General features: G+C 63.4%; 28 protein-coding genes and 2 pseudogenes. 17 read left to right on the forward strand and 13 right to left on the reverse strand.

Translation table 11 applies throughout. The features are described from left to right. Positions 1-44: 44 nt before the first annotated feature. Positions 45-458 (forward strand): annotated as a pseudogene (locus AC1DUR_RS16920) (amidohydrolase family protein); the annotation flags it as partial. Positions 459-945: 487 nt separating this feature from the next. Here the strand turns inward: AC1DUR_RS16920 and AC1DUR_RS16925 are convergent. The 5 genes from AC1DUR_RS16925 to AC1DUR_RS16945 form a co-directional block, all read right to left on the reverse strand. Continuing rightward, the gene (locus AC1DUR_RS16925; protein ID WP_477717298.1) at positions 946-1920 is read right to left on the reverse strand and encodes a Bug family tripartite tricarboxylate transporter substrate binding protein; all 975 of its coding nucleotides are present in this window, start codon (positions 1918-1920) and stop codon (positions 946-948) included. Positions 1921-2010: 90 nt separating this feature from the next. Beyond that, positions 2011-2775: an SDR family oxidoreductase gene (locus AC1DUR_RS16930; protein WP_477717299.1), complete on the reverse strand. Its 765-nt coding sequence runs from the start codon at positions 2773-2775 to the stop codon at positions 2011-2013. After that, positions 2772-3500, reverse strand: coding sequence for a fumarylacetoacetate hydrolase family protein (locus AC1DUR_RS16935; protein ID WP_477717300.1), 729 nt, complete (start codon positions 3498-3500; stop codon positions 2772-2774). Before AC1DUR_RS16935 ends, AC1DUR_RS16930 begins: the two co-directional genes overlap by 4 nt. Positions 3501-3505: 5 nt before the next feature. Further along, positions 3506-4492, reverse strand: coding sequence for a Bug family tripartite tricarboxylate transporter substrate binding protein (locus AC1DUR_RS16940; RefSeq protein ID WP_477717301.1), 987 nt, complete (start codon positions 4490-4492; stop codon positions 3506-3508). Between the two features lie 46 nt (positions 4493-4538). After that, complete coding sequence (locus AC1DUR_RS16945; protein WP_477717302.1) at positions 4539-5492, reverse strand: 2-hydroxyacid dehydrogenase; 954 nt, start codon at positions 5490-5492, stop codon at positions 4539-4541. Between the two features lie 141 nt (positions 5493-5633). Here AC1DUR_RS16945 and AC1DUR_RS16950 point away from each other — a divergent pair, with 141 nt between their 5' ends. The 3 genes from AC1DUR_RS16950 (at position 5634) to AC1DUR_RS16960 (ending at position 8456) form a co-directional block, all read left to right on the forward strand. Further along, positions 5634-6806 (forward strand): citrate synthase, encoded by a 1173-nt coding sequence (locus AC1DUR_RS16950; protein ID WP_477717303.1) that lies wholly within the window; start codon positions 5634-5636, stop codon positions 6804-6806. 151 nt (positions 6807-6957) lie between these two features. Further along, positions 6958-7368, forward strand: coding sequence for a ribonuclease catalytic domain-containing protein (locus AC1DUR_RS16955; protein ID WP_477717304.1), 411 nt, complete (start codon positions 6958-6960; stop codon positions 7366-7368). A 107-nt stretch (positions 7369-7475) separates the two neighbouring features. After that, positions 7476-8456, forward strand: coding sequence for an NADPH:quinone reductase (locus AC1DUR_RS16960; RefSeq protein WP_477717305.1), 981 nt, complete (start codon positions 7476-7478; stop codon positions 8454-8456). Positions 8457-8553: 97 nt separating this feature from the next. Here the strand turns inward: AC1DUR_RS16960 and AC1DUR_RS16965 are convergent, their stop codons facing one another. Continuing rightward, positions 8554-8958, reverse strand: a complete 405-nt coding sequence (locus AC1DUR_RS16965) for a cupin domain-containing protein (protein WP_477717306.1) — start codon at positions 8956-8958, stop codon at positions 8554-8556. A gap of 108 nt (positions 8959-9066) precedes the next feature. After that, the gene (locus tag AC1DUR_RS16970) at positions 9067-9525 is read right to left on the reverse strand and encodes a carboxymuconolactone decarboxylase family protein (RefSeq protein ID WP_477717307.1); all 459 of its coding nucleotides are present in this window, start codon (positions 9523-9525) and stop codon (positions 9067-9069) included. A gap of 254 nt (positions 9526-9779) precedes the next feature. Between AC1DUR_RS16970 and AC1DUR_RS16975 the strand changes: the two genes are divergently transcribed. From AC1DUR_RS16975 to AC1DUR_RS16990, 4 genes are all read left to right on the forward strand, one after another. Then, a complete protein-coding gene (locus AC1DUR_RS16975) occupies positions 9780-11246 on the forward strand; it encodes an RNB domain-containing ribonuclease (protein WP_477717308.1) in 1467 nt (488 codons plus the stop codon). Positions 11247-11409: 163 nt separating this feature from the next. After that, the gene (locus AC1DUR_RS16980; protein WP_477721763.1) at positions 11410-11685 is read left to right on the forward strand and encodes a YkvA family protein; all 276 of its coding nucleotides are present in this window, start codon (positions 11410-11412) and stop codon (positions 11683-11685) included. Positions 11686-11800: 115 nt separating this feature from the next. Continuing rightward, complete coding sequence (locus tag AC1DUR_RS16985) at positions 11801-12265, forward strand: EVE domain-containing protein (RefSeq protein ID WP_477717310.1); 465 nt, start codon at positions 11801-11803, stop codon at positions 12263-12265. Between the two features lie 147 nt (positions 12266-12412). Next, positions 12413-13126: a YebC/PmpR family DNA-binding transcriptional regulator gene (locus AC1DUR_RS16990; RefSeq protein WP_011483840.1), complete on the forward strand. Its 714-nt coding sequence runs from the start codon at positions 12413-12415 to the stop codon at positions 13124-13126. 141 nt (positions 13127-13267) lie between these two features. On the opposite strand, the pseudogene AC1DUR_RS16995 reads toward AC1DUR_RS16990, so the two are convergent. Beyond that, positions 13268-13417, reverse strand: a pseudogene (locus AC1DUR_RS16995) (ketopantoate reductase family protein); the annotation flags it as partial. Positions 13418-13505: 88 nt separating this feature from the next. Here AC1DUR_RS16995 and AC1DUR_RS17000 point away from each other — a divergent pair. After that, complete coding sequence (locus tag AC1DUR_RS17000) at positions 13506-13979, forward strand: EVE domain-containing protein (protein WP_477717311.1); 474 nt, start codon at positions 13506-13508, stop codon at positions 13977-13979. Between the two features lie 37 nt (positions 13980-14016). Here the strand turns inward: AC1DUR_RS17000 and AC1DUR_RS17005 are convergent, their stop codons facing one another. From AC1DUR_RS17005 to AC1DUR_RS17015, 3 genes are read right to left on the reverse strand one after another with little or no spacing between them, the layout of a single operon-like run. Continuing rightward, positions 14017-14760 carry an aspartate/glutamate racemase family protein gene (locus AC1DUR_RS17005; protein ID WP_477717312.1) on the reverse strand — a complete coding sequence of 248 codons (744 nt, stop codon included), beginning with the start codon at positions 14758-14760 and terminating at the stop codon, positions 14017-14019. Then, positions 14757-16196 carry an N-acyl-D-amino-acid deacylase family protein gene (locus AC1DUR_RS17010; protein WP_477717313.1) on the reverse strand — a complete coding sequence of 480 codons (1440 nt, stop codon included), beginning with the start codon at positions 16194-16196 and terminating at the stop codon, positions 14757-14759. Before AC1DUR_RS17010 ends, AC1DUR_RS17005 begins: the two co-directional genes overlap by 4 nt. 6 nt (positions 16197-16202) lie before the next feature. Continuing rightward, positions 16203-17183, reverse strand: a complete 981-nt coding sequence (locus tag AC1DUR_RS17015) for a Bug family tripartite tricarboxylate transporter substrate binding protein (protein WP_477717314.1) — start codon at positions 17181-17183, stop codon at positions 16203-16205. A gap of 131 nt (positions 17184-17314) precedes the next feature. On the opposite strand from AC1DUR_RS17015, the gene AC1DUR_RS17020 reads away from it, so the two are divergent. Then, the gene (locus tag AC1DUR_RS17020) at positions 17315-18187 is read left to right on the forward strand and encodes a LysR substrate-binding domain-containing protein (RefSeq protein ID WP_477717522.1); all 873 of its coding nucleotides are present in this window, start codon (positions 17315-17317) and stop codon (positions 18185-18187) included. Positions 18188-18310: 123 nt separating this feature from the next. Here AC1DUR_RS17020 and AC1DUR_RS17025 read toward each other — a convergent pair whose 3' ends face one another. Together AC1DUR_RS17025 and AC1DUR_RS17030 are read right to left on the reverse strand one after the other, a co-directional pair. Then, complete coding sequence (locus tag AC1DUR_RS17025) at positions 18311-19231, reverse strand: ketopantoate reductase family protein (protein WP_477717315.1); 921 nt, start codon at positions 19229-19231, stop codon at positions 18311-18313. 74 nt (positions 19232-19305) lie between these two features. Next, on the reverse strand, positions 19306-20235 hold the full coding sequence (locus tag AC1DUR_RS17030) for a LysR substrate-binding domain-containing protein (RefSeq protein WP_477717316.1): 930 nt from the start codon (positions 20233-20235) through the stop codon (positions 19306-19308). Positions 20236-20341: 106 nt separating this feature from the next. Here AC1DUR_RS17030 and AC1DUR_RS17035 point away from each other — a divergent pair, with 106 nt between their 5' ends. The 7 genes from AC1DUR_RS17035 to trhO all read left to right on the forward strand — a co-directional run bounded on the left by AC1DUR_RS17035 (position 20342) and on the right by trhO (position 25908). After that, complete coding sequence (locus tag AC1DUR_RS17035) at positions 20342-20971, forward strand: NADPH-dependent F420 reductase (protein WP_477721764.1); 630 nt, start codon at positions 20342-20344, stop codon at positions 20969-20971. Positions 20972-21259: 288 nt separating this feature from the next. Beyond that, positions 21260-22267, forward strand: coding sequence for an ABC transporter substrate-binding protein (locus tag AC1DUR_RS17040; RefSeq protein WP_477717318.1), 1008 nt, complete (start codon positions 21260-21262; stop codon positions 22265-22267). A 14-nt stretch (positions 22268-22281) separates the two neighbouring features. After that, the gene (locus tag AC1DUR_RS17045; protein WP_477717319.1) at positions 22282-22869 is read left to right on the forward strand and encodes an SCO family protein; all 588 of its coding nucleotides are present in this window, start codon (positions 22282-22284) and stop codon (positions 22867-22869) included. A gap of 2 nt (positions 22870-22871) precedes the next feature. Continuing rightward, entirely contained in the window at positions 22872-23330 is a 459-nt protein-coding gene (locus tag AC1DUR_RS17050) for a cupredoxin domain-containing protein (RefSeq protein WP_477717320.1), read from the forward strand. 13 nt (positions 23331-23343) lie between these two features. Further along, positions 23344-24102, forward strand: coding sequence for an ABC transporter permease (locus tag AC1DUR_RS17055; RefSeq protein ID WP_477717321.1), 759 nt, complete (start codon positions 23344-23346; stop codon positions 24100-24102). Next, the gene (locus AC1DUR_RS17060) at positions 24092-24844 is read left to right on the forward strand and encodes an ABC transporter ATP-binding protein (RefSeq protein WP_477717322.1); all 753 of its coding nucleotides are present in this window, start codon (positions 24092-24094) and stop codon (positions 24842-24844) included. The genes AC1DUR_RS17055 and AC1DUR_RS17060 overlap by 11 nt, the downstream gene beginning before the upstream one ends. A 113-nt stretch (positions 24845-24957) precedes the next feature. Further along, complete coding sequence (trhO, locus tag AC1DUR_RS17065) at positions 24958-25908, forward strand: oxygen-dependent tRNA uridine(34) hydroxylase TrhO (RefSeq protein ID WP_477717323.1); 951 nt, start codon at positions 24958-24960, stop codon at positions 25906-25908. Positions 25909-25958: the final 50 nt, after the last annotated feature.

Raw genomic sequence — 25958 nt, forward strand, 5'->3', positions numbered from 1 at the left:
GCTAGGTGAACGCAAGCTGAACGAAATCAATAAAGGTTCTTCGCGACGCCTACCCCAAGCGCCGCGGCATGACCTGCGTGCCCGAGCTGATGGCCGCAGGCGTCAACGTCGCCTTCGGCCAGGACTGCGTAATGGACCCGCGGTACGGCATGGGCTCGGGCGACATGCTGGAAGTGGCGCACACGGGCCTGCATGTGGCGCGGATGACGAGCCAGAAAGGCATCCGCCAATGCTTCGACGCTGTGACGACCAATGCCGCGAAGGTGATGCACCTGCAGGGCTATGGGCTGGAAGTGGGATGCGATGCGAGCTTTGTGCTCTTGCAGGCGCGGGACCCTGTTGAAGCGATCCGGTTGAATGTCTGGAGGAAGGGGAAGCTGGTGGCGGAGACGGCGGAGGTGGTGGCTAGGTTGCAGTTGGCAGGACGTCCGAACGAGGTTGGTTTCTCACATCAATGAGAATGCCTAACAGGATGAGTCGTAACGGCTGCTTTGGGCGGCTCCAGTCATTTGCGCGTTTGCACCAGGGGGAAGGTCAGGACTGACTGCTGACTTTTGCCTGTCGGAACTGCTCGCTCCAAACTGGACGGTCGCATTTACAGGCTGGCCGCCAGCAATGTGGCGATGATTGCGTCGACGGAAGCAGCCGGGAGTTGGCCAAAGCCGATACTCAGCTCTAACACCAGTTCTAACCAGCTCTGCGTAGCCCGCGAAAAGTCCGGGCCGGTGCACCAACAATGGCTGGCATGAACGGCGTCTTCTGTTCCGCGATTTTGCCTATACATGCCATGGCACTGTTGAGCGTCTTTGAGCTGACGGTTACACGCTCACTCCTTTGAGGTGACCAGCCTGGCCAATCTGCGATGGCGCCGTCTCGTCCAAACGGTCATCGCCAACACATGGTGCGTCGAGTCGCCTTGGACAGAATCCGGCCATAGCCCCTGACTCACTCCGGCTGGATGCCCGCCTCCTTGACGACCTTGCCCCACTTGGCGAGGTCGGACTTGATCACCGCGGCGTACTCCTGCGGCGTTCCGCCCTGGATCTCGATACCCGCAGCCTCCAGCTTGGCTCGCACGTCAGGCAGCTTCAGCGCTGCGTTGATCTCGGCATTGAGCTTGGCGACAATCGCCTTGGGTGTTCCGGCCGGCGCCAGGAACCCTCCATTCGTGTTGGCATCATAGCCTTTGAGCCCCTGTTCGTTCGCGGTCGGCACGTCCGGCAGAGACATGCTTCGCTTCTGGGTTGACACCGCAACGGCTCGTACGTTGCCGGCTTTTACCTGCGACTGGATGGCGCTGATCGTGTCGATGTAGAGCGCGGTGCGCCCGGCCAGCAGATCCGGGTGGGCGGCGGAAGAGCCCTTGTAGGGGACCAGCAGCATGGGCGCACCGCTCGCCATGCGAAACATCTCGGCCGCCATTTCCTGTGCACTGCCGCGGCCAGAGGTGGCTACCTTAGCCTGGTCTGGATTGGCTTTCATCCAGGCCACGAACTCGGGCAGTGTCTTGGCGGGAATCTGCGGGTAGATGGCGAACACCAGAGGGACCTCGTGGGTGTAGATGATGGGCTCGAAGCTTTTTTCCGGGTCCCAGCCCAGGTTTTTGAACAGGAACTTGTTGGTGTTGTGGCTGCCGCCCACGATGCCGATCGTGTAGCCATCGGGTGCTGATTTGGCCAGGACATCCGTGCCGAGGTTGTTGGATGCGCCAGGCTTGTTTTCGATGATCACCGGCTGACCCATAGCCGCCCCGATCTTGTCTCCAACGACGCGGGCAATGGTGTCGATCGCGCCGCCCGGCGGGGCGGGCACGATGATCTTGATGGTGCGGGTCGGATAGGCCTGGGCCGATGCCAGGGTCGGAACCACGGTCAGGGATGCCGAGACGGCAAGGATTTTTAACAGGGATGTGAGTTGCATGAAAGTCTCCTTTTGTGGTTGGGTCAATCGTCATCAAGCGCCGGCGGAATCAATGAAATACCTTCGCGCTACACGCTCTGCACCTGGCTCTCAGCCGCGCCCGACGTAGGGCATGGCGCTGGCCATGATGGTCATGTTCAACACGTTGGCGTCCAGCGGCAGCGCGGCGATGTGACGCACTGCGTTGGCCACGTGGTTGGCGTCCATCATGGGTTCAGGCGCGACCGTGCCGTTGGCCTGCAAAACGCCGCGGGTCATGCGCTCGGACAGTTCGGTCAGCGCATTGCCGATGTCGATCTGGCTGGCCACGATGTTGAAGGCTCGCCCGTCCAGTGCCACGGCCTTGGTCAGGCCCGTCACCGCGTGCTTGCTGACGGTGTAGGGCGCGGTGAAGGGGCGCGGCGTGTGCGCCGAGATCGAGCCATTGTTGATGATTCGTCCGCCCTGCGGCGACTGGCGGCGCATCAGCCCGAAAGCGGCGCGCGCGCACAGGAACACGCCGGTCACGTTGGTGTTGATCACGCTGAACCATTTGTCCAGCGGCAACTCGTCCATCGGCACCGCCGGGGCGTTCACGCCGGCATTGTTGAACAGCAGATCGAGTCGGCCGAAGCGGTGCTCGATGGCGGCGAACAGCGCCTCCACGCTGACCGGGTCGCTCACATCAGTGGGCACGGCCATCGCCGTCTGGCCACGCGTTTGGGCCTCGGCCACCAACGCCTGCAAGGGCTCGGCACGGCGGCCGGCCAGGACGACGCTCCAGCCGTCGTTAAGCAGGCCAAGGGCCGCGGCGCGGCCGATACCGCTGCCTGCACCTGTGACCAGCGCGATCTTCTTGGGGGTGGTGGTGTTCAAAGGGAGTCTCCTGTCATGGGTGTTGAATCTCCGGGGCTGGTGCTGCCCACGGTCATGGAAAACTGGCCGATGCCCGCCACGTCGCCCTGGACAACATCGCCAGGTTGCAGTGGGCCCACGCCCGCGGGTGTGCCGGTGTAGATCAGGTCGCCGGGCGCGAGCGTCACCGACCGCGACAGCATCGCCACCAGTTCGGGCACCGGCCACAAGAGGCCGGACAGGTCGGCGCGCTGCCGTTCGATGCCGTTGACCGTTAGCCACACGCTCCCCTGCCTCGGATGGCCGCAAGCCGCAGCCGGTACCAGGGGTGTGCAGGGGGCCGAGTGGTCGAAGGCTTTGGCGGCCTCCCAAGGGCCACCGGCACGCTTGGCTTGCTGCTGCAGGTCGCGCCGCGTGAGATCGAGCCCGGCGGCATAGCCCCAGATGTGATGCGGCTCCACATCGGCCGGGGCGATGTTCCGGCCGCCACGGCCGATGGCCACGACCAGCTCGATCTCATGGCAAAAGTCGTCTGTCTCCGGTGGGTAAGGCAGGACGCCGTGCGCAGGCACCACCGCGTTGGCGGGCTTCATGAACCAGGCGGGCATCTCCAGGGGCGTGGCCTCGTCCTGACGCCAGCGGTAGTTGCGGCCGATGCAAAACACGCGGCCCACCGGAAAAACCGCCGTGCTGCCAGTCACGGCCAGGGTCGTCGGCGCAGGCGCGGGGAAAACAAGCTCCGTCATGGCGCTCATTCCGTGGAGATTTTTCGGCTGCGAATGATCTGGGCGTAGCGCCGCCTGTCTTCTGCGATCAGCTGGGTGAATTCCTGCGGGGTGGTCGCGCGCGGCACGCCGCCCAGCGACACGAAGCGCGCCTTGACCGCTTCGTCCGCCAGGATGCTGCGAACGTCGGCCGCGATCTTGTCCACGATGGCCGGTGGCGTGCCGGCGGGGGCCAGCAAGCCCAGCCACGAGATGGCATTGAAGCCGGGGAGCACGGTTTCCGACAGCGTGGGCACGTCGGACAGCGCCGACACGCGCTTGTCAGCGGTCACGGCCAGGGCGCGCAGCTTGCCGGCCTTGATATGCGCGGACGCTTCCAGCACCGTCATGAAGGACAACTGCACATGGCCGGCGAGCAGATCGGCGATGGCCGGACCGCCGCCCCGGTAAGGCACATGCAGGATGAAGCAGCCGGTCTGCTCCTTGAACATCTCGGCCACCAGGTGCGGTGCCCCGCCGGCCCCCGCGCTGCTGTAGCTGAGCTGCCCCGGCCGGGACTTGGCCAGGGTGATGAATTCGGCGGCCGTGTTCGCCGGGACGGCCGGGTTGACCATCATGGCCAGCGGCAGCTCGGCCAGCAGCGAGATGGGCGCAAACGCCGTGTCCGGGTTGTAGGGCATCTTGGGATACAGCGATGGATTGATCGCCTGCGTGCCAATGTTGCCCAGCAGCAGGGTGTAGCCGTCCGGCTTGGCCTTGGCGACCAGGTCTGCGCCGATCTGCCCCGCTGCGCCGCCCTTGTTCTCGATGACGACGGTTTGCCCCCAGCGCCTGCCCAGTTGCTCGGCGATGATGCGCGCGCCCGTGTCGGTGCCGCCGCCGGGCGGGAAAGGCACCACCAGCGTCACCAGCCGGGAAGGGTAGGCCTGCGCGAAGGCGGGCGCGGCCACCATCAGGCCGAGGGCGATGGCCAGGCTGAGCGGGAAGTATCGGCTGAACCGGGGGAAATGCATGGATTTGTCTCCTGGGTGTTCTGTGGTGTTCTTTTTTTTTGCCAGCTCAGGTGGTCAGGCTCATCGCCGGGCGCTCGCCGGCCAGGGCCTGCGCGATGCTGGCCAGCACCATCTCGCCCATGGCGGTCCGGGTCTCCCAGGTGGCACTGGCGCGGTGCGCCTGCAGGGTCACGCTGTCGGACTGGCGCAGCGCCAGGGGAACGCGGGGTTCGTCAACGAACACGTCCAGGCCCGCACCGGCGATGCGGCCGGCCGCCAGCGCCTCTGTCAGGTCGGCCTCATTGACCAGGCGGCCGCGGGCGACGTTGACCAGGAAGCCGCGTGGGCCGAGCGCTTCGAGCACGGCCGCGTCGACGATGCCTTCGGCGGTGTCTGCCGCCGCGCACAGCACCAACGCGTCGGAGTCATACGCGAGGTCCACCAGGTTAGTCACAAACCGGTGCGCTATGTCGTCCATGGGGCGCAGGTCGGTATAGCTGATCGGGCAGCCAAAGGCCGCCGCCCGAACCGCGACGGCGCGGCCAACCCGACCCATACCGACGATACCAACGCGCATACCGCTGAACCGGCGAGCAAGAGGGATGGCGCTGGGCTGGGGGCGAAGTTCCCACTGGCCGTCGCGCACGAAGCGGTCGCCGGCACACAGGTTTCGGCAGGCAGCGATCAGCAAGCCAATGGCCAGATCGGCGACGTCTTCGGTCAGCGCACCCAGGGTTGCGGTGACGGGCAGGCCACGGCCTCGGCAGTAGGCCAGATCCACCGCATCGGTGCCGACGCCATTGACGGCCACCACCTTGAGGCCAGGCAACTGCTCCAGCATCGCTTGCGAAATGCCGGTGTGCCCGCCGGTGATCACGGCGGCGATGGATGCGCCATGTTCACGCAGCCAGGCCTGCTGGTCCGTCACCTCGAAGAATTTGTGGACGGTGTAGAGCGATGCGAGCTTGTCGTTGATCGCAGGGATCAGGATGGGATTGAGCTGGAGGAGCTGAGGTTTCATGTCAATTCATTCAAGTGGGGGCAGACGAGGCCCATGTGTTCAAGGTGCTTTTTCAAAGATGTGGGCATGTTAGTAAATGATTGATAAATTGGTCAATATTGATGTATAAAATCAATATATATAAATTTCTTAAGCTCGACCATGGCTTCCTGGATTTCGATGAATGAGGCGTGCCACCTACTTGGTGTGCGACCTCAAACGGTTTACGCCTACGTGAGCCGCGGCAAGCTGGAGGTCATGCCCGATCCGGCCGATACGCGCCGTAGCCTTTACCGCGCCGAGGATGTTGCCGGCCTGGCCAAACGCAAACAGGCCGGCCGCAAACATGAAACCCTGGCCGCCAACACGCTCTTCGGCTCGGAGCCCAGCATCCCTACGGCCCTGTGCGCGTTCTTTCGCGGGCGCCCGTATTACCGGGGCCAGGATGCGGTGAACCTGGCCCGGTCGGCCAACCTGGAAGACGTGGCTCAACTGTTGTGGGCCGCCGAGCTACCCCTCGACTTTTCGTCCTCTGCGGCATCTGCGCAGATGCACTCGGGCCCGCCTGGGCGAGTCGCTGCTTTCACGGCCTTGGCCAGTTTGGCCGCCACCGGGCATTCGACCCGTGGACGTTTGACCCGGGTGCTGCACAGCGAGGGCCAGAGTCTGGTGGGTCAGCTGGCCAATGCGTTCGGTGCCCGGCACGGGAGCCAACCGCTGCATCTGCGCTTTGCGCAAGCGTGGAAGCAATCGACGCAGGTGGCCGATTTGTTGCGAACGGCCATGGTCTTGCTGGTCGACCACGAGTTGACAAGTTCAGCGTTTGTCGCACGCATTGCGGCCTCGACAGGTGCCTCGTTGCCGGCTTGCCTCCTGGCTGGATTGACCACCCTCTCGGGGCCCTTGCATGGCGATGCCTCAGGCCGAGTTCAGGCGCTGTTCAGCGAAGTGGAACGGCTAGGGGAGGACCAGGTGCTCGCCCACTACCTGTCGACCGGCCTGCCTCTGGCAGGTTTTGGCCACCACCTCTATCCCGACGGTGATCCGCGCGCAGCCACCTTGCTGGCGTTGTTCGAGCCCCCGGACGTGATCGCGCGCTTCATAGAAAAGGTGACCATGCTGACCGGTTTGCAGCCCAACATAGACGTAGCCTTGGCGGCCCTGGTTGCGCATCATCGACTGCCCGCCGATGCGGCCTTTGGCCTGTTCGCAACGGCGCGTAGCGTGGGACTGTTGGCGCACAGCCTGGAACAATTGGGCGTGGCGCAAGTGATCCGCCCACGGGGCCGCTATGTGGGCCAGATGCCTGACATGGCGCAGAGCGCCCGCAACTAGGGGTTCTGCGTGGTTCGAGCTTCTGGCGGATGGTTACGACCAAAAAGCGAGAACCCACGGTCAGCACCTTCGCGATCATGGCGATCATGGCGATCATGGCGATCAGTCGGATTGCGGCATCGTTCAGGTTCTGGGTGCCGGAGATGATACGTTGGGACTTTCGGTGTCGCACTGGGCAAGAAACAAATCGCGCCGAACGGGCCCTGAACGCAATGGCACCATCCACGACCTGCGCCATCTGACCTGGTTCTCGATTGACAACGACGACATGCGCGACCTCGACCAGCTAAGCGTGGCCGAGCCGCTGGCTGCTGGCTGCACGCGCCTGCGGGTGGCCGTGGCCGATGTCGATGCCATGGTGAGGCCCGGCGGCGCGGTGGATGGCCATGCGGCCGTCAACACCACGTCGGTGTACACGGTGGCCGGCGTGTTCCCGATGCTGCCGGAGGTCCTGTCCACCGACCTCACCTCGCTGCACGAAGGGCAGGAACGCCTGGCGATGGTGGCATTGCGCAGGTGGCGTCCACGCCCTACCCTGACAGTCGCAACCAACCCCCAATGAGGCGATACCCAGTTCCCATATTTTCTTGTATCCTCAATTTGGCTTTTAGCGGCTTTCTCTTCAATCAATCTGTGCTTATGAAGACAACAAATTAGGACAAAGTCATCATGCGTTCTGCCTGGTATTCAAAAAACGGTGTGGCCCGTGAGGTCCTGGTGGTTGGCGAACTGCCAACGCCGATGCCCGCACCGGGAGAAGTTCGCGTCAAACTTGCGACGTCGGGCGTCAACCCCTCGGATGTCAAGTCAAGGCTTGGCCGGCCGCTGGGCACCGAGCGCATCGTGCCGCACAGCGACGGCGCCGGCGTGATTGACATGGTGGGCGACGGTGTGTCGTCCAGCCGAGTTGGCGAACGCGTCTGGATCTGGAATGGGCAATGGCAGCGACCGATGGGCACCGCCGCTGAATACATTGCGCTGCCCGAGGCGCAGGCCGTGAGGCTGCCGGTCACGACGGATTTTGCGGCTGCCGCCTGCCTCGGCATCCCGGCGATGACCGCCTGTCAGGCGATCCACCTGCTGGGCGACATCTCCGGAAAAACCGTATTGGTGATCGGCGCGTCGTCTGCGGTTGGTCACTATGCTGCGCAGCTGGCAGTCATTGGCGGTGCGGAGGTGATAGGCACCGTCGGGTCGGTAGAGAAAGCAAAGCACGCGCTGGATGCCGGCGTCAAAGCGACGATCAACTACAAGACCGAGCCTGTCGCGCAGCGGGTGAAGGAGCTCACTGCCGGCCGCGGCGTGGACGCCATCGTCGACATGGATTTCTCGTCCACCCTACAGTTACTGCCCGACGGCGCGCTCGCGCCTCATGGCACGCTCGTTTGCTATGGCTCGAATGCGTATGGCGACGCGCCGGTTCCGTTTCGCACTTTGCTGTTCAGCTCGATCAGCTTGCGATTCTTTCTGGTCTATGACCTCACCCCGGTCGACCGGCAGATGGCGATCAAAAACCTGACCGACTTGCTGGCCAAGGGGCGGCTATTGCACACGGTAGGCGCCCGCTTTGCATTGGACGATATTGCTGGCGCGCACGAGGCCGTTGAAGGCGGGAAGGTGGTGGGCAACGTTGTCCTGGACTTGCCTTGACCGCCAGGCGGTTCAGGTTTGGTGACCAAAAATCCGGACCCCGTACCGCTTTTTTGAGCCCGATTTTCCGGCCCTGCTCAACTCACTTCACGTCACTTCACTTCACGAGTTCCAGGACCTCGGCCTTCTTCTTTTTGATCAGCATCACCAGGAACTTTGCGGGCTGGGTGGTGCTGGCGTTGCGGCCAACGGTGTGAATGTCGTTGGGGCCTTCATAAAAAGTCTGCCCAGGTGTCAACGTGACTTCTTTCCCGCCCTTGACCTGCATCACGATGGAGCCTTCGAGCACGTAGATAAAACCGTGTGCGCGGTGGCGGTGCACAGGGTCGGCAGCGCCGGGTGCGTAGTCCACGGTGATGACCAGGCCTTCCTTGCCGGGCAGGTCGGAAAGGTCTTTGGACATGAGCGGCGTGACGCTGACGCCCTCGATGCCGCTGGCCAAGGCTGGCTGGGCGAACAGCGCGCTTGTTGCCAGAAACAGGGGGATGCAGATTTTTTTCATGGATGACTCTTCAAGTTTGTTGGCGAGACCGGGCCCACGCGCATGCACGCGAGCCCGCTCCCGACGGGGGTGAATTGCAGATGCCGGTTGCGGCTCAAGGGATTCCGGTCACTCCAGCGGCTTGCCGGACGGCGGTTGCCGCATGCCCACCGCCATGCGGTTCCAGGCGTTGATCTGCGCGACAACCCAGGTGAGATCGACAATTTCCTGTTCACTGAACTGGCCCTGCAGCGCCGCGAAGGCGGTGTCGTGGTCGCCATGCTCGTCGGCGAGCCGGGTCATGGTTTCGGCCCAGGCCAATGCGGCGCGCTCGCGCTCGCTGTAAAAGCCGACTTCGCGCCAGGTCGAGAGGCTGTTGATGCGTAGCCAGGTTTCCCCGTGCTTGCGCAGATCGCGCACATGCATATCGACGCAAAAGGCGCAGCCGTTGATTTGCGACACACGGGTCTTCACCAGTTCGATGAGGGGCATGCCCATGGTTGAGGTGGCGGTTGCGGCTCCCACGCTGGCCATGGCCTGGTAGGCCTTGGGTGCGAGTTGGGTCCAGGGGAGTCGAGCTTCGGTCATGTGTTTCCTTCGGGTTTAAGTGACTCGGAATTGAGATGCACATACCTACAAGACGGCTGGCGGTGCCGTTTTGTGACAGAAGCTGCCCTGCTTATTGCAATTTCAGCAGCTTTTTTAAAACTTTTTCAGCGGTTCAGGGGTGAGTTCAGGGGTGGCAACTGATTGCGCGAGCTTGTCGAGGTGCGCTGGCCCCGACAACGCCGTCCCGGTCATCACCAGCGGGTACATTGCTACAAATCACCCACTGGCACCTTATGGACACCATCAATCTGCACCGAATCGCCGTCGAGGCGATGCGCTCCCGAGGTTTGCTGCCCGCCTTTGCGCCGCAGGCCTTGCAAGAGGCCGAAGCCGCGCGCCGGACGGGCCCTGAACGCAATGGCACCATCCACGACCTGCGCCATCTGACCTGGTTCTCGATTGACAACGACGACACGCGCGACCTCGACCAGCTGAGCGTGGCCGAGCCGCTGGCCGCTGGCAGCACGCGCCTGCGGGTGGCCGTGGCCGATGTCGATGCCATGGTGCGGCCCGGCGGCGCGGTGGATGGCCATGCGGCCGTCAACACCACCTCGGTGTACACGGCGGCGGGCGTGTTCCCGATGCTGCCGGAGGTCCTGTCTACCGACCTCACCTCGCTGCACGAAGGCCAGGAGCGCCTGGCGGTGGTGGTCGACATGCAGGTAGCGGCAGACGGCACGGTGTCCGAATCAAACATCTACCGGGCGGCGGTGCTCAATCGCGCCAAGCTCACCTACGACGCCGTCTCGGCGTGGCTCGACGATGTGGGGCCGCCACCGCCGCAGATCGCCAGCGTCCCGGGACTGGAGGACCAGGTGCGTTTGCACGACGCACTGGCCGGCCAGCTGCGGCAATGGCGCCAGACGCGCGGCGCGCTGAATGTCAACACGGTGTCCGCCCGCCCGGTGTTCAAGAACGGGCAACTGACGGACCTGCGCCCCGACGAGAAAAACCGCGCCAAGGACCTGATCGCCGACCTCATGATTGCGGCCAACGGCGCGACGGCCCGCTTTCTGGTCGACAAGGGCTTCCCCTCGCTGCGCCGCTTGCTGCAGGCGCCGCGCCGTTGGGACCGCATCGTCGCGCTGGCCTCTAGCCATGGGGTGCAGCTGCCCGCGGCGCCCGATGCTCTGGCGCTCGACCGCTTCCTGTGCACGCGACGCCTGGCCGACCCAGCCGGTTTCGCCGATCTGTCGCTGGCGGTGGTGAAGATGCTGGGCTCGGGCGAGTACGCGGCCGCACCCGCTACCACCGGTACAGCGGAGGCCAACGGATTGGGGCACTTCGGGCTCGCGGTGAACGACTACGCACATTCCACCGCGCCCAACCGGCGCTTTCCCGACCTGGTGACGCAGCGCCTGTTGAAGGCCTCCCTCGCGGGCGAGGCGCCGCCCTATTCGGCCGAACAGCTCACCGGGATCGCCCGGCATTGCACGCTGCAGGAAGACAACGCCAGCAAGGTCGAGCGCCAGGTGCTGAAGGCCGCAGGGGCCTGGCTGCTGCAGCGGCGCATTGGCGAGGTCTTCGACGCCATCGTCACCGGCGCCGCGGCCAAAGGTACCTACGTGCGCATTAGCAGCCCCATGCTGGAAGGCCGGGTGGTGCGCGGTTTTGAAGGGCTGGACGTGGGCGACACGGTGCGCGTCAGGCTGGTGGCGGTGGATGCAGAAAAAAGCTATATCGATTTCGAACACGCTTGAGCTCCGCACACGGCTCGATGAGCGGAATGTAACGCCCGGTGAACAAGCCCTTGCAGCGGGCACGGCCGGCGCCATCTAGTGTGGTGTTGCACGCTATCCGTCAAGCATGCAACACCAACCAGGCTGAACACGGCCCGCCGGGGCCGGTCATCGAGGAGTTGTCATGTTGAAACGCCTGACCCTGCTGTGGGCCGTGCTGCGCGGCGACGCGCGGCAGCTGTGGTTTGCGCTGCGCCACCCCGACGCACCGGGCTGGCTGAAGCTGGGCACCGCGCTGATAGTGCTGTACCTCTTCTCGCCCATTGATCTCATCCCGGATGTGCTGCCCGTGATTGGCGCGGTTGATGACCTGGTGCTGGTGCCGCTGGCGATCCGCTGGATGCTCAGGCGCCTGCCGCCGGATATTGYCCAGGCAGCGGCAAGGCGCCGCACCGGCTGACACCGGGCCGGTGTTCGGCTAAGCTGGGGGCTGAAACGCCCCCGCCGCGCCACTGATGCGTAGGGGTGGCGCCCTTATCCGTGCAGATCGTGAAGCCTTGACACCTCATCAAACCATGAACTACTGGCTAATGAAATCCGAACCCGAGGAATGCTCGGTGGACGATGCGCTGGTGGCCCCCAAGGCCACGATCCCCTGGGTCGGCGTGCGCAACTACCAGACGCGCAACTTCATGCGCGACGGGATGCGCGTCGGCGACGGCGTGCTGTTCTACCACTCGAGTTGTGCCGAACCCGGCATCGTCGGCATTGCGCAGGTGGCGTCCACGCCCTACCCTGACCCGACGCAGTTTGACCCGAAGTCGCCTTACTACGACGCCAAGTCAAAGCCAGAGGAGCCGCGCTGGCTGCTGGTGGATGTGCAGGTGCTGCACAAGACGCGCAACCTCACCCTGCCCGAGCTGCGCGCCAATGACGCCCTTGCAGACCTGGTGGTGCTGCGCAGGGGGAACCGCCTGTCGATCACGCCGGTTGAGCCGAAGCACTGGCGGGTCATCTGTAAACTGCTGGGCATCCCGTAGCGCTAAAAGCAAGCTGCGGATGACCTTTGCTTCGGTGGGTGCGGGGACGCGAAGACGCAGATGAATGATGCATTCCTGGCCAGCCCCTATATCTATATAAATACTAAATACACGTCGAAGACGCTACAACTTTAAGGAACATGAATCATGGGTGCACAGTGGAAAGCAAAAGGCAAGGCGCAGGCCGCCGATGCCCGGGGCAAGCTGTTCGGACGATTGGCCAAGGACATCATGGTCGCCGCGCGCGGCGGGGCCGACCCGGCCTCCAATTCGCGTCTGCGCCTGGTCGTGGAGCAGGCACGCAAGGTGTCCATGCCCAAGGACACGCTGGAGCGGGCCATCAAGAAAGGCGCGGGGCTCACGGGCGAGGCGGTGCATTTCGAGCACGTGATGTACGAAGGCTTTGCGCCGCATCAGGTGCCGGTGATGGTGGAATGCCTGACCGACAACGTCAAGCGCACCGCGCCTGAAATGCGTGTACTGTTTCGCAAGGGTCACCTGGGCGCTTCCGGCTCGGTGGCCTGGGATTTTGACCATGTGGGCATGATCGAGGCCGAGCCCGTGGTTGCGGGCAGCGACCCCGAAGTGGCGGCCATTGAAGCGGGCGCCGAGGACTTTGAGCCGGGCCACGAGGAGGGCACCACGCTGTTCCTGACCGCCCCCACCGATCTCGATCTGGTGAGCCGCGCCCTGCCCGCCCAGGGCTTCACGGTCATTTCCGCCAAGCTGGGCTACAAACCCAAGAACCCGATTGACCCCGCGAGCCTTGACCCCGCACACCTGGAAGAAGTCGAAGCCTTCCTGGCCGCCATCGACGCGAACGACGATGTGCAGAACGTGTTTGTGGGCCTGGCGGGCTAAGCTCTGAAGCTCGCTCCCCTTCCGGGGGAGGGTTGGGGTGGGGGCCAGCGGCGACCGAGTCAGCATGGTTGCCCGACGCCTACGCCGTGAGCCCCCATCCCGGCCTTCTCCCAGCGGGGGAAGGAGATGATCGGCACTGCACTAACGAGCGGGTGACCCCGCGGCGGATTGCTTGCCTTCCAGCAGCTTCACCAAGGCCCACAACACCCGGTTCGCCGGCGTGGCAACGCCCAGCGCCTCGCCGCGCTGCACGATCAGGCCATTGAGGTAGTCGATCTCGCCACGCCCCCCCGGTCACCGTCCGGAAGGTAGCTTTTCTTTGCCTCGTTCGTCCGCTAAGCTCAACTCCTTCCCAAAATGACCCACCAAGGCAAACCCCATGACAAGCTATTGGCTCATGAAATCCGAACCCGAGGAATGCTCGGTGGACGATGCGCTGGCTGCCCCCAAGGCCACAGTGCCCTGGGTCGGCGTACGCAACTACCAGGCGCGCAACTTCATGCGTGACGGGATGCGCGTGGGCGATGGCGTGCTGTTCTACCACTCCAGTTGTGCCGAGCCCGGCATCGTCGGCATTGCACAGGTAGCGTCCACGCCCTACCCTGACCCGACCCAGTTCGACCCGAAGTCGCCTTATTACGACGCTAAATCAAAGCCAGACGAACCACGCTGGCTGTTGGTGGATGTGCAGATGCTGCACAAGACCCGCAAACTCACCCTGCCCGAGCTGCGCGCGAATGACGCCCTTGAGGATCTGGTGGTGCTGCGCAAGGGCAACCGCTTGTCGATCACGCCAGTCGAGCCGCAGCACTGGCGGGTTATTTCAGAACTGTTGGACGGCTCAGCACGTTGAAGCGACTAACGGAGACTTCTCCAATCAGCCTGCTTGGTCAGCCAAAGAAGCCTGCTTGCGAATACGCACGTTCTGCCAACGCCTTCGCCAGCATATCAGCCGGATTCACCAGGCGCACCTCCGGGTAGCCTGGGACGGATTGCAACGCCAGGGGGATTTCCGTGCAGGCGAGGACAAGGGTCTTGACACCATGCCGAAGCGCCAGGTGCCCGGCGACCTCTTCGAAACAGGCCCGCGCCAAGGGAAGGTCACCTCCCTTGACGCCTTGAACGATTCCTCGCATGACCAGCGCCTGCTCTTCAGCGGTCGGTACGTAATGGCGAATTCCCGCGCGACCAAGAGAGGCCTCGTACAAGCCGAGGCGGTGCGTTCCCACCGTGGCCATCAGCCCGACAGCGGTTACCCCCTCGATAGCCAGTTGCCGGGTCGTTTCCCTGACGATGTGCAACAGTTCAATGTCGGGACAGCGAGCCTGCAGTTCCTCATGCCAGGCATGTGCGGTGTTGCAGGCCACCGCGACGGACCTGGCCCCTAACGCCGATAGTTGCCGCAGGGCCTTGAGCATTCCTGGCAGCGGCGTTTCTTTTTCTCCCAAGAGGGCTTCAGTGCGGTCTGGCAGGGGGACTTGGGCCAGCCAGTGTTCGGGGAACGCCTGGTCGGTGACGGGCTCGCCCCGCGCGACCAGAACAACTTCACAGGCATTGACGAAGAGTCTTGAAAAGTCACTGCCGGCCGCCGGACCCATGCCCCCCAGAATGCCAACAACATGCGGCGCGGTCATGGCAAAGCACCCTGCTTGCGGAGCACCGTGCCTGCATCCACGCAGACGGTGAGGCCATCGCGACAGGCGAGGCGGCCATTGACAAAAACTGCATCGATCCCCGAACTTACTTCGGTGGGATGCTCGTAACTGGCGTTGGCGCTCACACGGTGCTCATCGAAGATAACGATGTCCGCGTGATTTCCCACTGCCAGGGTTCCCCGGCCGGCGAGGCCGAAACGCCGTGCGGTGAGTCCCGTCATTTTGTAGATGGCGGCCTCAAGCGGGAACAGCTTTCTCTCGCGCACGTAGTGTCCCAGCACCCGGGGAAAGGTCCCCCACAAGCGCGGATGCGGCCGCACGTCATGTGCCAGGCCGTCCGAGCCGATCATCGCCATCGGGTGGCTCAGGATACGGCTGACGTCTTCCTCACTCATTGCGAAGTAGATGGCTCCGGCCGGCTGCAATGCTTGCGCCACCTCTTCTGCGGATTGATTTCTCTCGCGCGCAAGATCTTTCAGGGAGCGTCCTGCAACGCCAGGCTCAGGCTGGGACCACGTCACAAGCACATCGCTCGACTGTTTCACACGGGACGACAGCAGCATGGTGGACGAAGCGTTGTAGGGGTAGCAGTCAAAGCACACCGACTGCCCTTGCGCCGCTTGCTCCAGCATGGCCAATGTCTGCACGGACCGGCCGTGGTTGGCTGTGCCGACCAGTTTGTGATGGGAAATCACGGTGCCCACACCCAGTTCCCGGCCTATGTGCAGTGCCTCGCGCAGCGCCTCGTCGATGGCATCGCCTTCGTCGCGGATGTGCATGGTCACGATGCCCCCGGCTGCCTTGAGCTGCGCGCCTACGGCCATCACTTCTTCGGCCGTCGCGGCTTTTGCCGGTGGGTAGTACAAACCCGTCGACAGCCCGATAGCCCCTGCAGCCAGTGCGGCAGTGAGCTCGGCCGCCATGCCCGCCGATTCCGCAGGCGTCGCTGCCCTTTCAAGGTCCGCCACATACTTGACCCGTAGCGTGGAATGGCCGACGAGGCAGGCGACGTTGACGGCCAGACTGGACTGGGCCAGCGCATCCAGATATGCCGAAAAACTCCGGTATACCCAGCCGTCCGTTCCCAGGATGTCCAGCGGCGGTGGCGGATTTTCAGTCTCCAGCGGGGCAAGGCTGACCCCACAATTACCGGACACAACCGTCGTCACGCCCTGTGACAGCTTGGGGTGGGGGCCCACCGTGGGCATGAGCAGCAAGCGGTCATCATGGGTATGCGCATCGATAAAGCCCGGCGCGACAATCCGCCCGTGTGCGCTTACCCGTTCGCTCGCCGGCACAGACGACAGGTCGCCGATGGAGACGATTTTTCCCTGGGACACACCCAGGTCGGCACGCACCCGGGCCGCCCCAGTCCCGTCAATGACCTCGCCGCCTTCAATGATGAAATCGAACATACGCTTTCAATCCACCTGAACGCCGGCGCGCTTGACGACCTCCGCCCACATCCGTGTCTCCCGCAGGGCGCGATCAAACAGGCGGTCGGGCGGCCCGATGGTTGTCTCGAAGGAAATGGCAGCATAGCGCTCATTGATCGCGGCGTTACCCAGTACCTTGTTGATTTCGCCGTTGAGCCGCATCACGATGTCGCGCGGTGTGCCGGCGGGCGCCACGATACCGCCCCAAGCAGTAGTTTCATAGCCCTTGATGAACTCGCCAATGGTCGGCACGTCGGGAAACAGCGGGCTGCGCGCCCGGCCTGAAACGCCGAGTGCCTTGATACGGCCGTTCTTGATGTGCGGTGCGATGGACGACAGGTTATCGAACATCAGGTCGACCTGACCGCCCATCAGGTCCTGAATGGCCTGCGGACTGCCACGATAGGGCACGTGGGTCATAAAGGTGCCCGTCATGCTCTTGAATAACTCACCACCCAGATGGCCCGTGGTGCCGTTGCCTGGAGAAGCCATGCTGAGTTTGCCGGGCCTGGATTTGGCCAGTGCGATCAACTCGGTCACGTTCTTCACGCCAAGGTCGTTCCTGACGACGAGCGCGTTTTGCACATAGCCGATAAGCGCTACCGGGACCAGTTGCTTGTCGGGGTCGTAAGGCAGCTTCGCAAAAAGGGATCTGTTGATCGCCAGCGTGCCCACATTGCCGTAGCCCAGGGTGTAGCCATCCGGCGCGGCGCGTGCAATCTCCTGCATGCCAATGTTGCCGCTTGCGCCAGGCTTGTTGTCGATCACAAAAGGCTGCCCCAGCGTCTTCATCAACTCGCTAGTCAGGATGCGACAAATGTTGTCGGGCGAGCCGCCTGCAGCAGACGGCACGATTAGCCGGATGGGCCGGTCTGGCCAGGCAGCGCGTGCCAGCAGGGGCGATGAGGCCATCGCGATGGCACCTAGTTTGAGGAGCGTTCGCCGGTTCGCTTTTAATTCGGTCATGGGGGCTGCCTTTAAGGTTGGGCAATGAGAAAACTGAATGATGCTTGGACAAATCTTTAGCTACAAACGACAATTTGTGCGTCTTCCATGTTTTTTTCTCATGCACCATGATGTTGCGCGCACCTTCCACTATGTCCCTGGTATGCCTTGAGGCTAGCGCACGGTTGCGGTCCTTCACTGCAGCCGCGCAAGAGCTGCACTTGACGCAGGGCGCAGTCAGCCGTCAGATCATGGCGCTTGAAAGCCGCCTTGACGTAAAGCTGTTTGTGCGGCGCCGGGATGCGGTCATCCTCACCGAAGCCGGCCGTTATTACCTGGACGAAGTGAGCACCATTCTCCAGCGCCTCGAACGCGCGACGGCCAATGTTATGGCCCTTAAGGGACGCGGGGGTTCGCTCACGCTGTCGGTCGGCGCGTCGCTGGGCAGCTATTGGTTAATTCCGCGCCTGCCAGACTTCACGCGCGCGTACAGCGAGATCACCCTGAATTTCGCCACCCGAGTAGGGTCGGTTGATTTCAAGAGCACGCCGGTGGACGCTTCACTCGAATTTGGCGACGGGAAGCGTGCCGGGCTGCACAACGATTTTGTTTTGCCGCTGGCGATGTCACCGTATGCCTCACCGGCATGGATCGCCAAAAACGGAAAATCGCTAACGTCCCGGACACCGTTGTCCGCATTGGTGCACCACACGACGGTATTGGACGCGTGGCAAAAATGGTTCGACCACTCCGGCATCGAAATCGGTACCGGGCAAGAGGGGCCACGCTACGAGTTGATGTCGATGGCCCTGAATGCTGCGGTGGTAGGTTTGGGCGCAGTGCTGCTGCCTGACTTCATGGCCAACGATGCGGTAGCGACCGGCCGGTTGCGCCGGCTTTCAAGGAAGCAATGGGTGTCTACACGCGGTTACTACCTGGTCTATCCGGAAGAATCGTCCGGGCTCGAAGCGCTCAAGGTATTTCGCACCTGGCTGCTTGCGCAGGCGGCGGCAGAGCAGGTCTGAATTGGCAGCCGGGAAGCGCGGCACTGGCGGGTGATCTCCACACTGCTCGGCAACCCGGAGCGCTGAAGCGAAGAGATTGCCCCCTCCCTTCGAAGGCGCGCGAGAACGCGGGCCCTAAGGGTCCTAAGGTCTCTTCGACTCCATCAACTTCACCAACGCCCACAACACCCGATTCGCCGGCGTGTTGATCCCCAGCGCCTCGCCGCGCTTCACGATCAGGCCATTGAGGTAGTCGATCTCGCTGCGCTTGCCGCGCGCCAGGTCTTGCGCGGTCGATGAAAATTGGCTGGGCATGGTTTCGGCGATCTTGCGGATGGCGGCGTCTACGTCGCCGGGCACCTGCACGCTCTCGGCCTTGGCCACGGCCAGGCATTCGGCCACTACGTCGCTCATCACGTCTTTCACGCCCTCGCCCTGCACCGTTTTGCCATACGGCAGCTGGGCGATGGCCGAGACGGCGTTGTAGGCGCAGTTGAGGATCAGCTTGGCCCACAGCGCGCCGCGCACGTTGTCAGAAATCTCGGTCGGCACACCGGCGGCAATGAGGGCCTGGGCCACACCTTCGCTGGAAAAGGACCTGGAAACAGCCGGCTCGATCACCAGCTCGCCGCGGCCGTGGTGCTTGACGTGGCCGGGGCCGGCCATTTCGGTGGCGACGTACACCACCGCGGCGGCCACGGCGTGCTGCGGCAGCACGGTACGCAGGCGGTCGGCGTTGTCCACACCGTTTTGCAGGCACAGCACCAGGGCATCGGCCGGCAGGTGCGGCCGAATCAGCGCGCCGGCCGATTCGGTGTCGGTGGACTTGACGCTGAACAGCACCAGGTTGGCGCCCTGCACCGCGCCCGGGTCTGCGCTGGCGGCCAGGCGCACATGCTCGTCGAAGGTTTTGGTTTCCATGCGCAGGCCGTCGCGGGCGATGGCTTCCACATGCTGGGGCCGGGCGATCAGCACCACCTCGTGCCCGGCGCGAGCGAGCATGCCGCCGAAGTAGCAACCGACGGCGCCGGCGCCCATCACGGCGACTTTGAGGGATTGGGTCATGAGGTGGCTTTCAGAGAGATGCGAAGACAAGGATTGTGGGTCAAGTCCGCCGTGTTTGCAGGCCGTCAGGCCGCTTAGCCGAGGCTTCCGGCAAAACGCCGGCCCAGGTGATCGCGCTCGAAAGCCGCGACCACAAAATCGATGAACACGCGGGTTTTGGCAGGCATCAGGCTGCGCGTGGCGTAATAGATCGAGATCGCGCCGGCATCCACATACCAGCGCGGCAGCAGCCTGACGAGTTCGCCGCGTTCAAGCCACGGCAGCACGTCGGGCACGGCAAGCAGCGTCACGCCCAGGCCCAGTAGCGCCGCGGCGCGCATGGCGGTCGGGTCGTTCATGACCATTGACTCCATAAAAATTGCTGGAACCTCAGCACCGGCCGCATCGCGCATGACCCACTGGCGAACCCGGCTCGTTCCGCTGGAACGCAGAGCGATACCTTTGAACCCGGCCAGGCCCGCAGGGTCGGCTGGGGCCTGCTGGCCTGCCATATAGGCGGGCGACGCCACGGCGACCAGGTGGATCGGGGCCAAGGCGCGCGACACGACGCCCGGCGACAGCTCGAAGCCGCCGCCGATAGCTGCGTCATACCCCTCGGCGATCAGGTCGACCGGGCGATTTTCAAAGTGCCAGTCAGGGCGAATCAGCGGATAACGGTCCAGAAAAGCCGGCAGCAACGGCACGATGTAGTCGATGCCAAAGGTAGGCGACATGCTGACCTTGAGCGAGCCGACGGGGTCGCCGCTGTCGCTGGAGACGGCCGCGATGGCGGACTGCAGTGCGATGAGGTTGCCGCCAATCGACGCCAGGAAGCGTTCACCGGCTTCGGTCAGCGTGAGTTTGCGGGTTGAGCGCTGAAACAGCCGTACGCCCAGGTTTCGCTCCAGCATGGCCACATTGCGGCTCACGGCGGCAGGCGTCAGCTCCAGGCGCCGCGCCGCCACGGAAAAGCTGCGGCCTTCGGCGCTGCGAACAAACGATTCGAGGTTGGCCAGGGTTTCCATTTCGCCATCTTAAAGCAATGCTTGAAAATAATTCAACCAATTACCGGCTTATCAAAAGGCAATCAAAAACCCATCATTCACCCATCAACAACCAAGGAGTGAATTTATGTCTACCCCCTCAACCACAAGCAACACCCCCACCATCGGGATCATCGGCGCCGGAGCCATCGGCTCGGCATTTGCCAAAGCCCTGGCCCGCCAGGGCATCCATGCCACGCTGTCCAACAGCCGCGGCCCGGACTCGCTCAAGGACATCGTGCGCGAACTTGGCCCCACCATCCACGCCGGCACCGTCAAGGAGGCGGCCTCAAAAGACATCGTGCTGGTAGCCGTCAACTGGGGCCGCCTGCCTGCCGCGCTGGCCGGTTTGCCCAACTTTGGCGGCCGTGTCGTCATTGATGCCAACAACGCGGTCGAAATACCTTCGCTCACGCCCGTAGACCTGAACGGCCGCGTTTCCAGCGAAGTGTTTGCCGAGCTGGTGCCCGGCGCGCGCGTGGTGAAGGCCTTTAACCACCTTGTCGCGCAACTGCTGGCCACAGACCCCRCCGACCAGGGCGGCAAACGCGTGCTGTTTTTCTCGGGCGACGACGTCAAGGCAAAGGCGACCGTGGCTGCACTGATCAGCCAGCTCGGATTCTCGGGAATCGACCTCGGCTCTTTGGCTGTGGGTGGGCGCCTGGCGCAGTTTCCCGGCGGCCCGCTGCCAATTCTCAACCTTGTGCATTTCAGCTGAAGTCAATGCGCTGGCGCCCGGCACAAGATACACGGCCGGGTCCGCAGCTTCTTCTGCTCACAATCCCGGCTGGCCGGCGGCTGACTGGAGGCCGTGCCTCGTTTACCATGAAGAACTACTGAACAAACTTGCCAGGGGCTTGCTATGGACCTCGTCAAGGGCTGCCAACCTACAATGAATAAATGAATGTTCGCATCGGCCACTGGCCTTCCATCCCTTGCGCACTGACCATTCAATGACAGCAAGGTACCGGCGATGAACCCAATCCATAAGGCAAGCCCACAGGGCATGCAACGCAGACAGGTGCTGGCCGGGGCCATGGCGGCAGCGCTGCCCTGCCTGCCCGCCGTTTCCTCGGCTGCAGCGGCAAAGTCGATTCTGGTCGGCGGCCTGCCTGTTACCTGCAACCTCACCCTGCCAGTCGCCTGCATGGCCAAGGCCGCCAGCAATGCCAAGGGCGGCGGCCCGGCGTTTGAGTTTGAATACAGCAAGTACAGCGGCTGGCCGGAGATCAAGGAGTCCCTGATGACGGGCCGCATCCAGGCGGCCTACATGCTGGCGCCGCTGGTGATGGACCTGACCGACAAGAAAATTCCCCTCAAGATCGTCTCGCTGGGGCACCGCTCGGGCGCGGTCATCATGGTGCGCACCGATTCCGCGCACAAGCGATTTACCGACCTGAAAGGCAAAAGAATCGCCATCCCGAGCCGCTTTGCTGTCGATTTTTTGTTCCTGCGCAAGATGCTGGCCAAAGAGGGCATGACGCCCAAGGACATCGAGATCATCGAGATGGCTCCGCCCGACATGCCTGCCGCCCTGTACGCCAAAGCGGTGGATGCCTATTGCACCGGCGAGCCCTTCGGGGCGGCGGCGCAGCGCGCGGGCTATGCCCGTCCGCTGTCCATGACACGCGACGAATGGCGCAACTACATCTGCTGCGTGCTCACGGTGCGCGAAGAACTGATCAAGGACAACCGCCCGCTGGTCCAGGAGCTGGTGAACTACGTGCAGGCGGCCGGCACCTGGCTTGACCTGGGGCCGGCCAGCCGCAACAAGGCCGTGGATATTGCTGCGGGCCGCAAATTTTTCAACCAGGACCCGAACATCATCCGCTTTGTCATGGAAAACCCGGCGGACCGTGTGACCTATGGCGACCTGCGCATGATCAAGGCGGAGTTTGACGATTTGATGAAGCTGTCGCTCGAAGCCGGCACCATCAAGCGCCCGGTCGCTTACGAATCCTATGTGGACGAGAGTTTTGTCAAAAACATCAAGCCCGTCACCATCACACTCTGACTTCAGGACACCCCTTGAATCGCGCACTACCCGTCTTTTTTTCGCTGCTTCTTTTCGCCGCCACAGCTGGCGCGGCTGCCAGTTCGGGCCTGAAGTCCGGCGTGTTCGAGCCGCCGCGCATGGCGCCGGACTTCAGCTTGCGCAGCACAGCCGGCACCGACCTGCAACTGAGCCGCTACCGCGGCAAGCTGGTCATTCTTGAATTCGGCTACACCTCCTGCCCCAACGTTTGCCCGGAGTCGCTGGCGATGCTGGCGCAGGCACGCCAGAAGCTGGGCACGCTTGCCGATCAAGTGCAGGTGGTTTTCGTTACGGTCGATCCCGAGCGGGACACGGCGGACCTCCTGCGCAAGTACCTGGCGGCTTTTGACCCCACGTTTGTCGGCGTCACCGGCACGCCGGCCCAGATGGAGAAGGTGCGCCAGGACTACGGCATCACCGCAAAAAAAGAAATGGTCGAGGGCAGCAAGACCAACTACGCGGTGCACCACTCGTCTTACCTCTACTTTGTAGACCGCCAGGGTAGCCTGCGCGGGCTAATGCCTTTCGGGCGCAGTGCCGACGACATCGTGCATGACGCCAGAATTTTGCTCAAGAAATAAGCGTGCCGAGACAAGTGAAGTCCCTGCGCCGCGTCTGGCTGCTGCTGTTGATGCTTGCCGCCTGCACGCTGGGCGCATTCGGATGGGCCGCGCTTGCCCCCGTCTCCGCCATGTCCAGGGTCGAATTGTTCGAAATCCCCAAGGGCACCTGGGCGCGCCGGATGGCCGGCGACAAGCTCGCGATTCTTCCGTCCGAAGTCCGCCTCACGCTGGGCCTGAACGACGTGCTGCTCCTGAAAAATTTGGACGATGTACCGCAGGCATTCGGGCCGGTGCTGATCATGCCCGGCCAGAGTTTCCGCCTGCCGTTTGAGGTGGCGTCAAACTATCAGTTTGCCTGCTCCGCGCATGCCAGCGGGCAGATGAGCGTGGTGGTTGTGCCCAAGCCGGAAACCGCCTGGGAGCGCCTGCAGTGGCGTGCGGCCGCAGCGTATGCGGCGCTAAGAAACCAATTGTTGTAAGCGAAGGGTTTGGGTGGAAAAACTAAAAAATATCCTCGCGCCGCTGGCCGTGCTGGTGGCGCTGATCGCCTGCTGGTGGGTGATCGTGCTGCAGACCGAGAGCGTGATTTTCCCCACGCCGCTGCAGGTAGTGACCGGCACCATGGAGCTGGTCGCAGACGGCACGCTGTGGGAGCACATAAGCGCGTCGCTGTTTCGGGTGGGCATCGGCTTTTTGAGCGCCACCCTGGTCGCCGTGCCCATGGGGCTGTGGATGGGCCGTGTGGAGGGCGCCTACCGCACGCTCAACCCGATCTTCCAGATCCTGCGGCCCATATCACCCATCGCCTGGATTCCGCTGGCCATCCTGTGGTTTGGCGTGGGTAATGTCTCGCCGATTTTCCTGATTTTTATCGCGTCGGTCTTCCCGATGATTGTGCAAACCGCTGCCGGCGTGCACACCATCGAAAAGCGCTATCTGCGGGCGGCCGACAATTTTGGCGTGTCGCGTTACACCCTGTTCCGCCAGGTCATCATTCCCGCCGTGTTGCCCGAAATCATCGTTGGCATGCGCATTGGCCTGGGCGTGGCGTGGCTGGTCGTGGTGGCGGCAGAAATGATCGCCCTGCGCTCCGGCCTGGGCTACCTCATCATGGACTCACGCAACGCAGGCAACCGCTACGACCTGGTGATCGCCAGCATGGTCATCATTGGCGTCATCGGACTTTTGCTGGACGGCACGATGCGCCGCCTGGAAGGCCTCAAATCGATCAGGTGGCGCTATGGACGTTAAAGACGCCAAGATTTCAGTCAGGGACATCCGCAAGAGCTTTGCCCCGGGCAAGGCGGCGCTGCCCGTCGTCGATGGCGTCAGCCTGTCGGTTGCCGACGGTGAGTTTGTGGCCATCGTCGGGCCGTCGGGCTGCGGCAAATCAACCCTGATAAAAATCATCGCGGGCTTTGAGCACGCGGATTCGGGCAGCATCAGCATCGACGGCGCGCAGCGCAACGGGCCCAGCCCCAAGGGCATTGTGATCTCGCAGCACGGCTCGGTGTTTCCGTGGCTGACGGTGCAGCAAAACCTGATGTTCGGGCTCAACGGCAACGGCCATGGCGACAAGGCCGCGCTGGCCGACCACTACACCGACATGGTGGGCCTCAAGGGCTTTGAAAAGAGCTACCCGCACGAACTCTCGGGCGGCATGCTCAAGCGGGTGGAGCTGGCGCGTGCGCTGGTGGTCAAGCCCGAGATTTTGTACATGGACGAGCCCTTCTCCGCGCTGGATGCGCTGATGAACCTGCGCATGCGCACCGAGCTGATGCGAATCCTGTCGGAAGAGCGACATACCGTGCTGCTCATCACGCATGACGTGGAAGAGGCCTTGTTCATGGCCGACCGCATCCTGGTGCTGTCGCCGCGCCCGGCGACCATCCAGGCGACTTTCGAGGTGCCGTTTGCGCACCCGCGCAAACTGTCCAGTCCGGCAATGCAGCAGATGAAAGAGCAGATTTTGGGTGAACTTGGGGTGAGCTGAACGCTCAAGCGCTCGCAGTCACTTCGCCAACAACACCACCGCCCCAATGGAGGGCACGAACCCGTTACGATTGAAGCTGCAGCGCTGTGAGGCGCAGCTTTATTTCACCTCCCATGCCTGAATTCCTGACTGCCGCCCTCTACAAATTCGTCGAGCTCCCCGACTTTGCCGAGCTCCAGGCGCCCCTGCTCGCCTGCTGCGAGTCCCATGGTGTCAAAGGCACCCTGCTGCTGGCCGCAGAAGGCATCAACGGCACGATTGCCGGCCCGGCCAAGGGGGTACATGCCGTGCTGGCTTTTTTGCGGCAGGATGCGCGCCTGGCCACGCTGGAGCACAAGGAAGCCTGGGCAGCCCACATGCCGTTTTACCGGATGAAGGTGCGGCTCAAGCGGGAGATCGTCACACTGGGCGTGCCGGAGGTGCACCCCGCCCTGATGGCCGGCCAGTACGTCAAGCCCGCGGACTGGAACCACCTGCTCGACGACCCCGAGGTGGTGCTGGTTGACACGCGCAACGACTACGAGGTGTCCATTGGCACCTTCCAGGGCGCCATCAACCCGGCCACCCTCAGCTTTTCGGAACTGCCGGGCTGGGTGGAGCGCGAGATGGCCGAAGGCGGCCGCCTGGCCCCGGTGGACGGCAAAAAGCCCAAGGTGGCCATGTTCTGCACCGGCGGCATCCGCTGCGAGAAATCCACGGCCTTCCTGCGCTCCAGGGGATTTGACGAGGTTTACCACCTGGAAGGCGGCATCCTCAAATACCTGGAGACCGTGCCTGAAGCCCAAAGCTACTGGCAGGGCGAGTGTTTTGTGTTCGATGAACGCGTCTCGGTAGGCCACGGCCTTCACGCGGGCCACTACACGCTGTGCCGCTCCTGCCGCGATCCGCTGAGCGAGGAAGACCGGGCCTCCCCGCTGTTCGAGCTGGGGGTGAGCTGCGCGCGCTGCCACGCGACCACAACCGAGCAACAAAAGCAGGGCTACCGCGAGCGCCAGCGCCAGGTCGAGCTGGCCGAGGCGCGCCAGCAGCCGCATATTGGCGTGCGGCAGCAGGACAAGTCCTGAACCCGGCCGTGACGCCCGCCTCAACCGCCCCGGCAGACCGCCCCCTGCCG

It is taken from the genome of Polaromonas sp. P4_F4 (assembly GCF_056401355.1).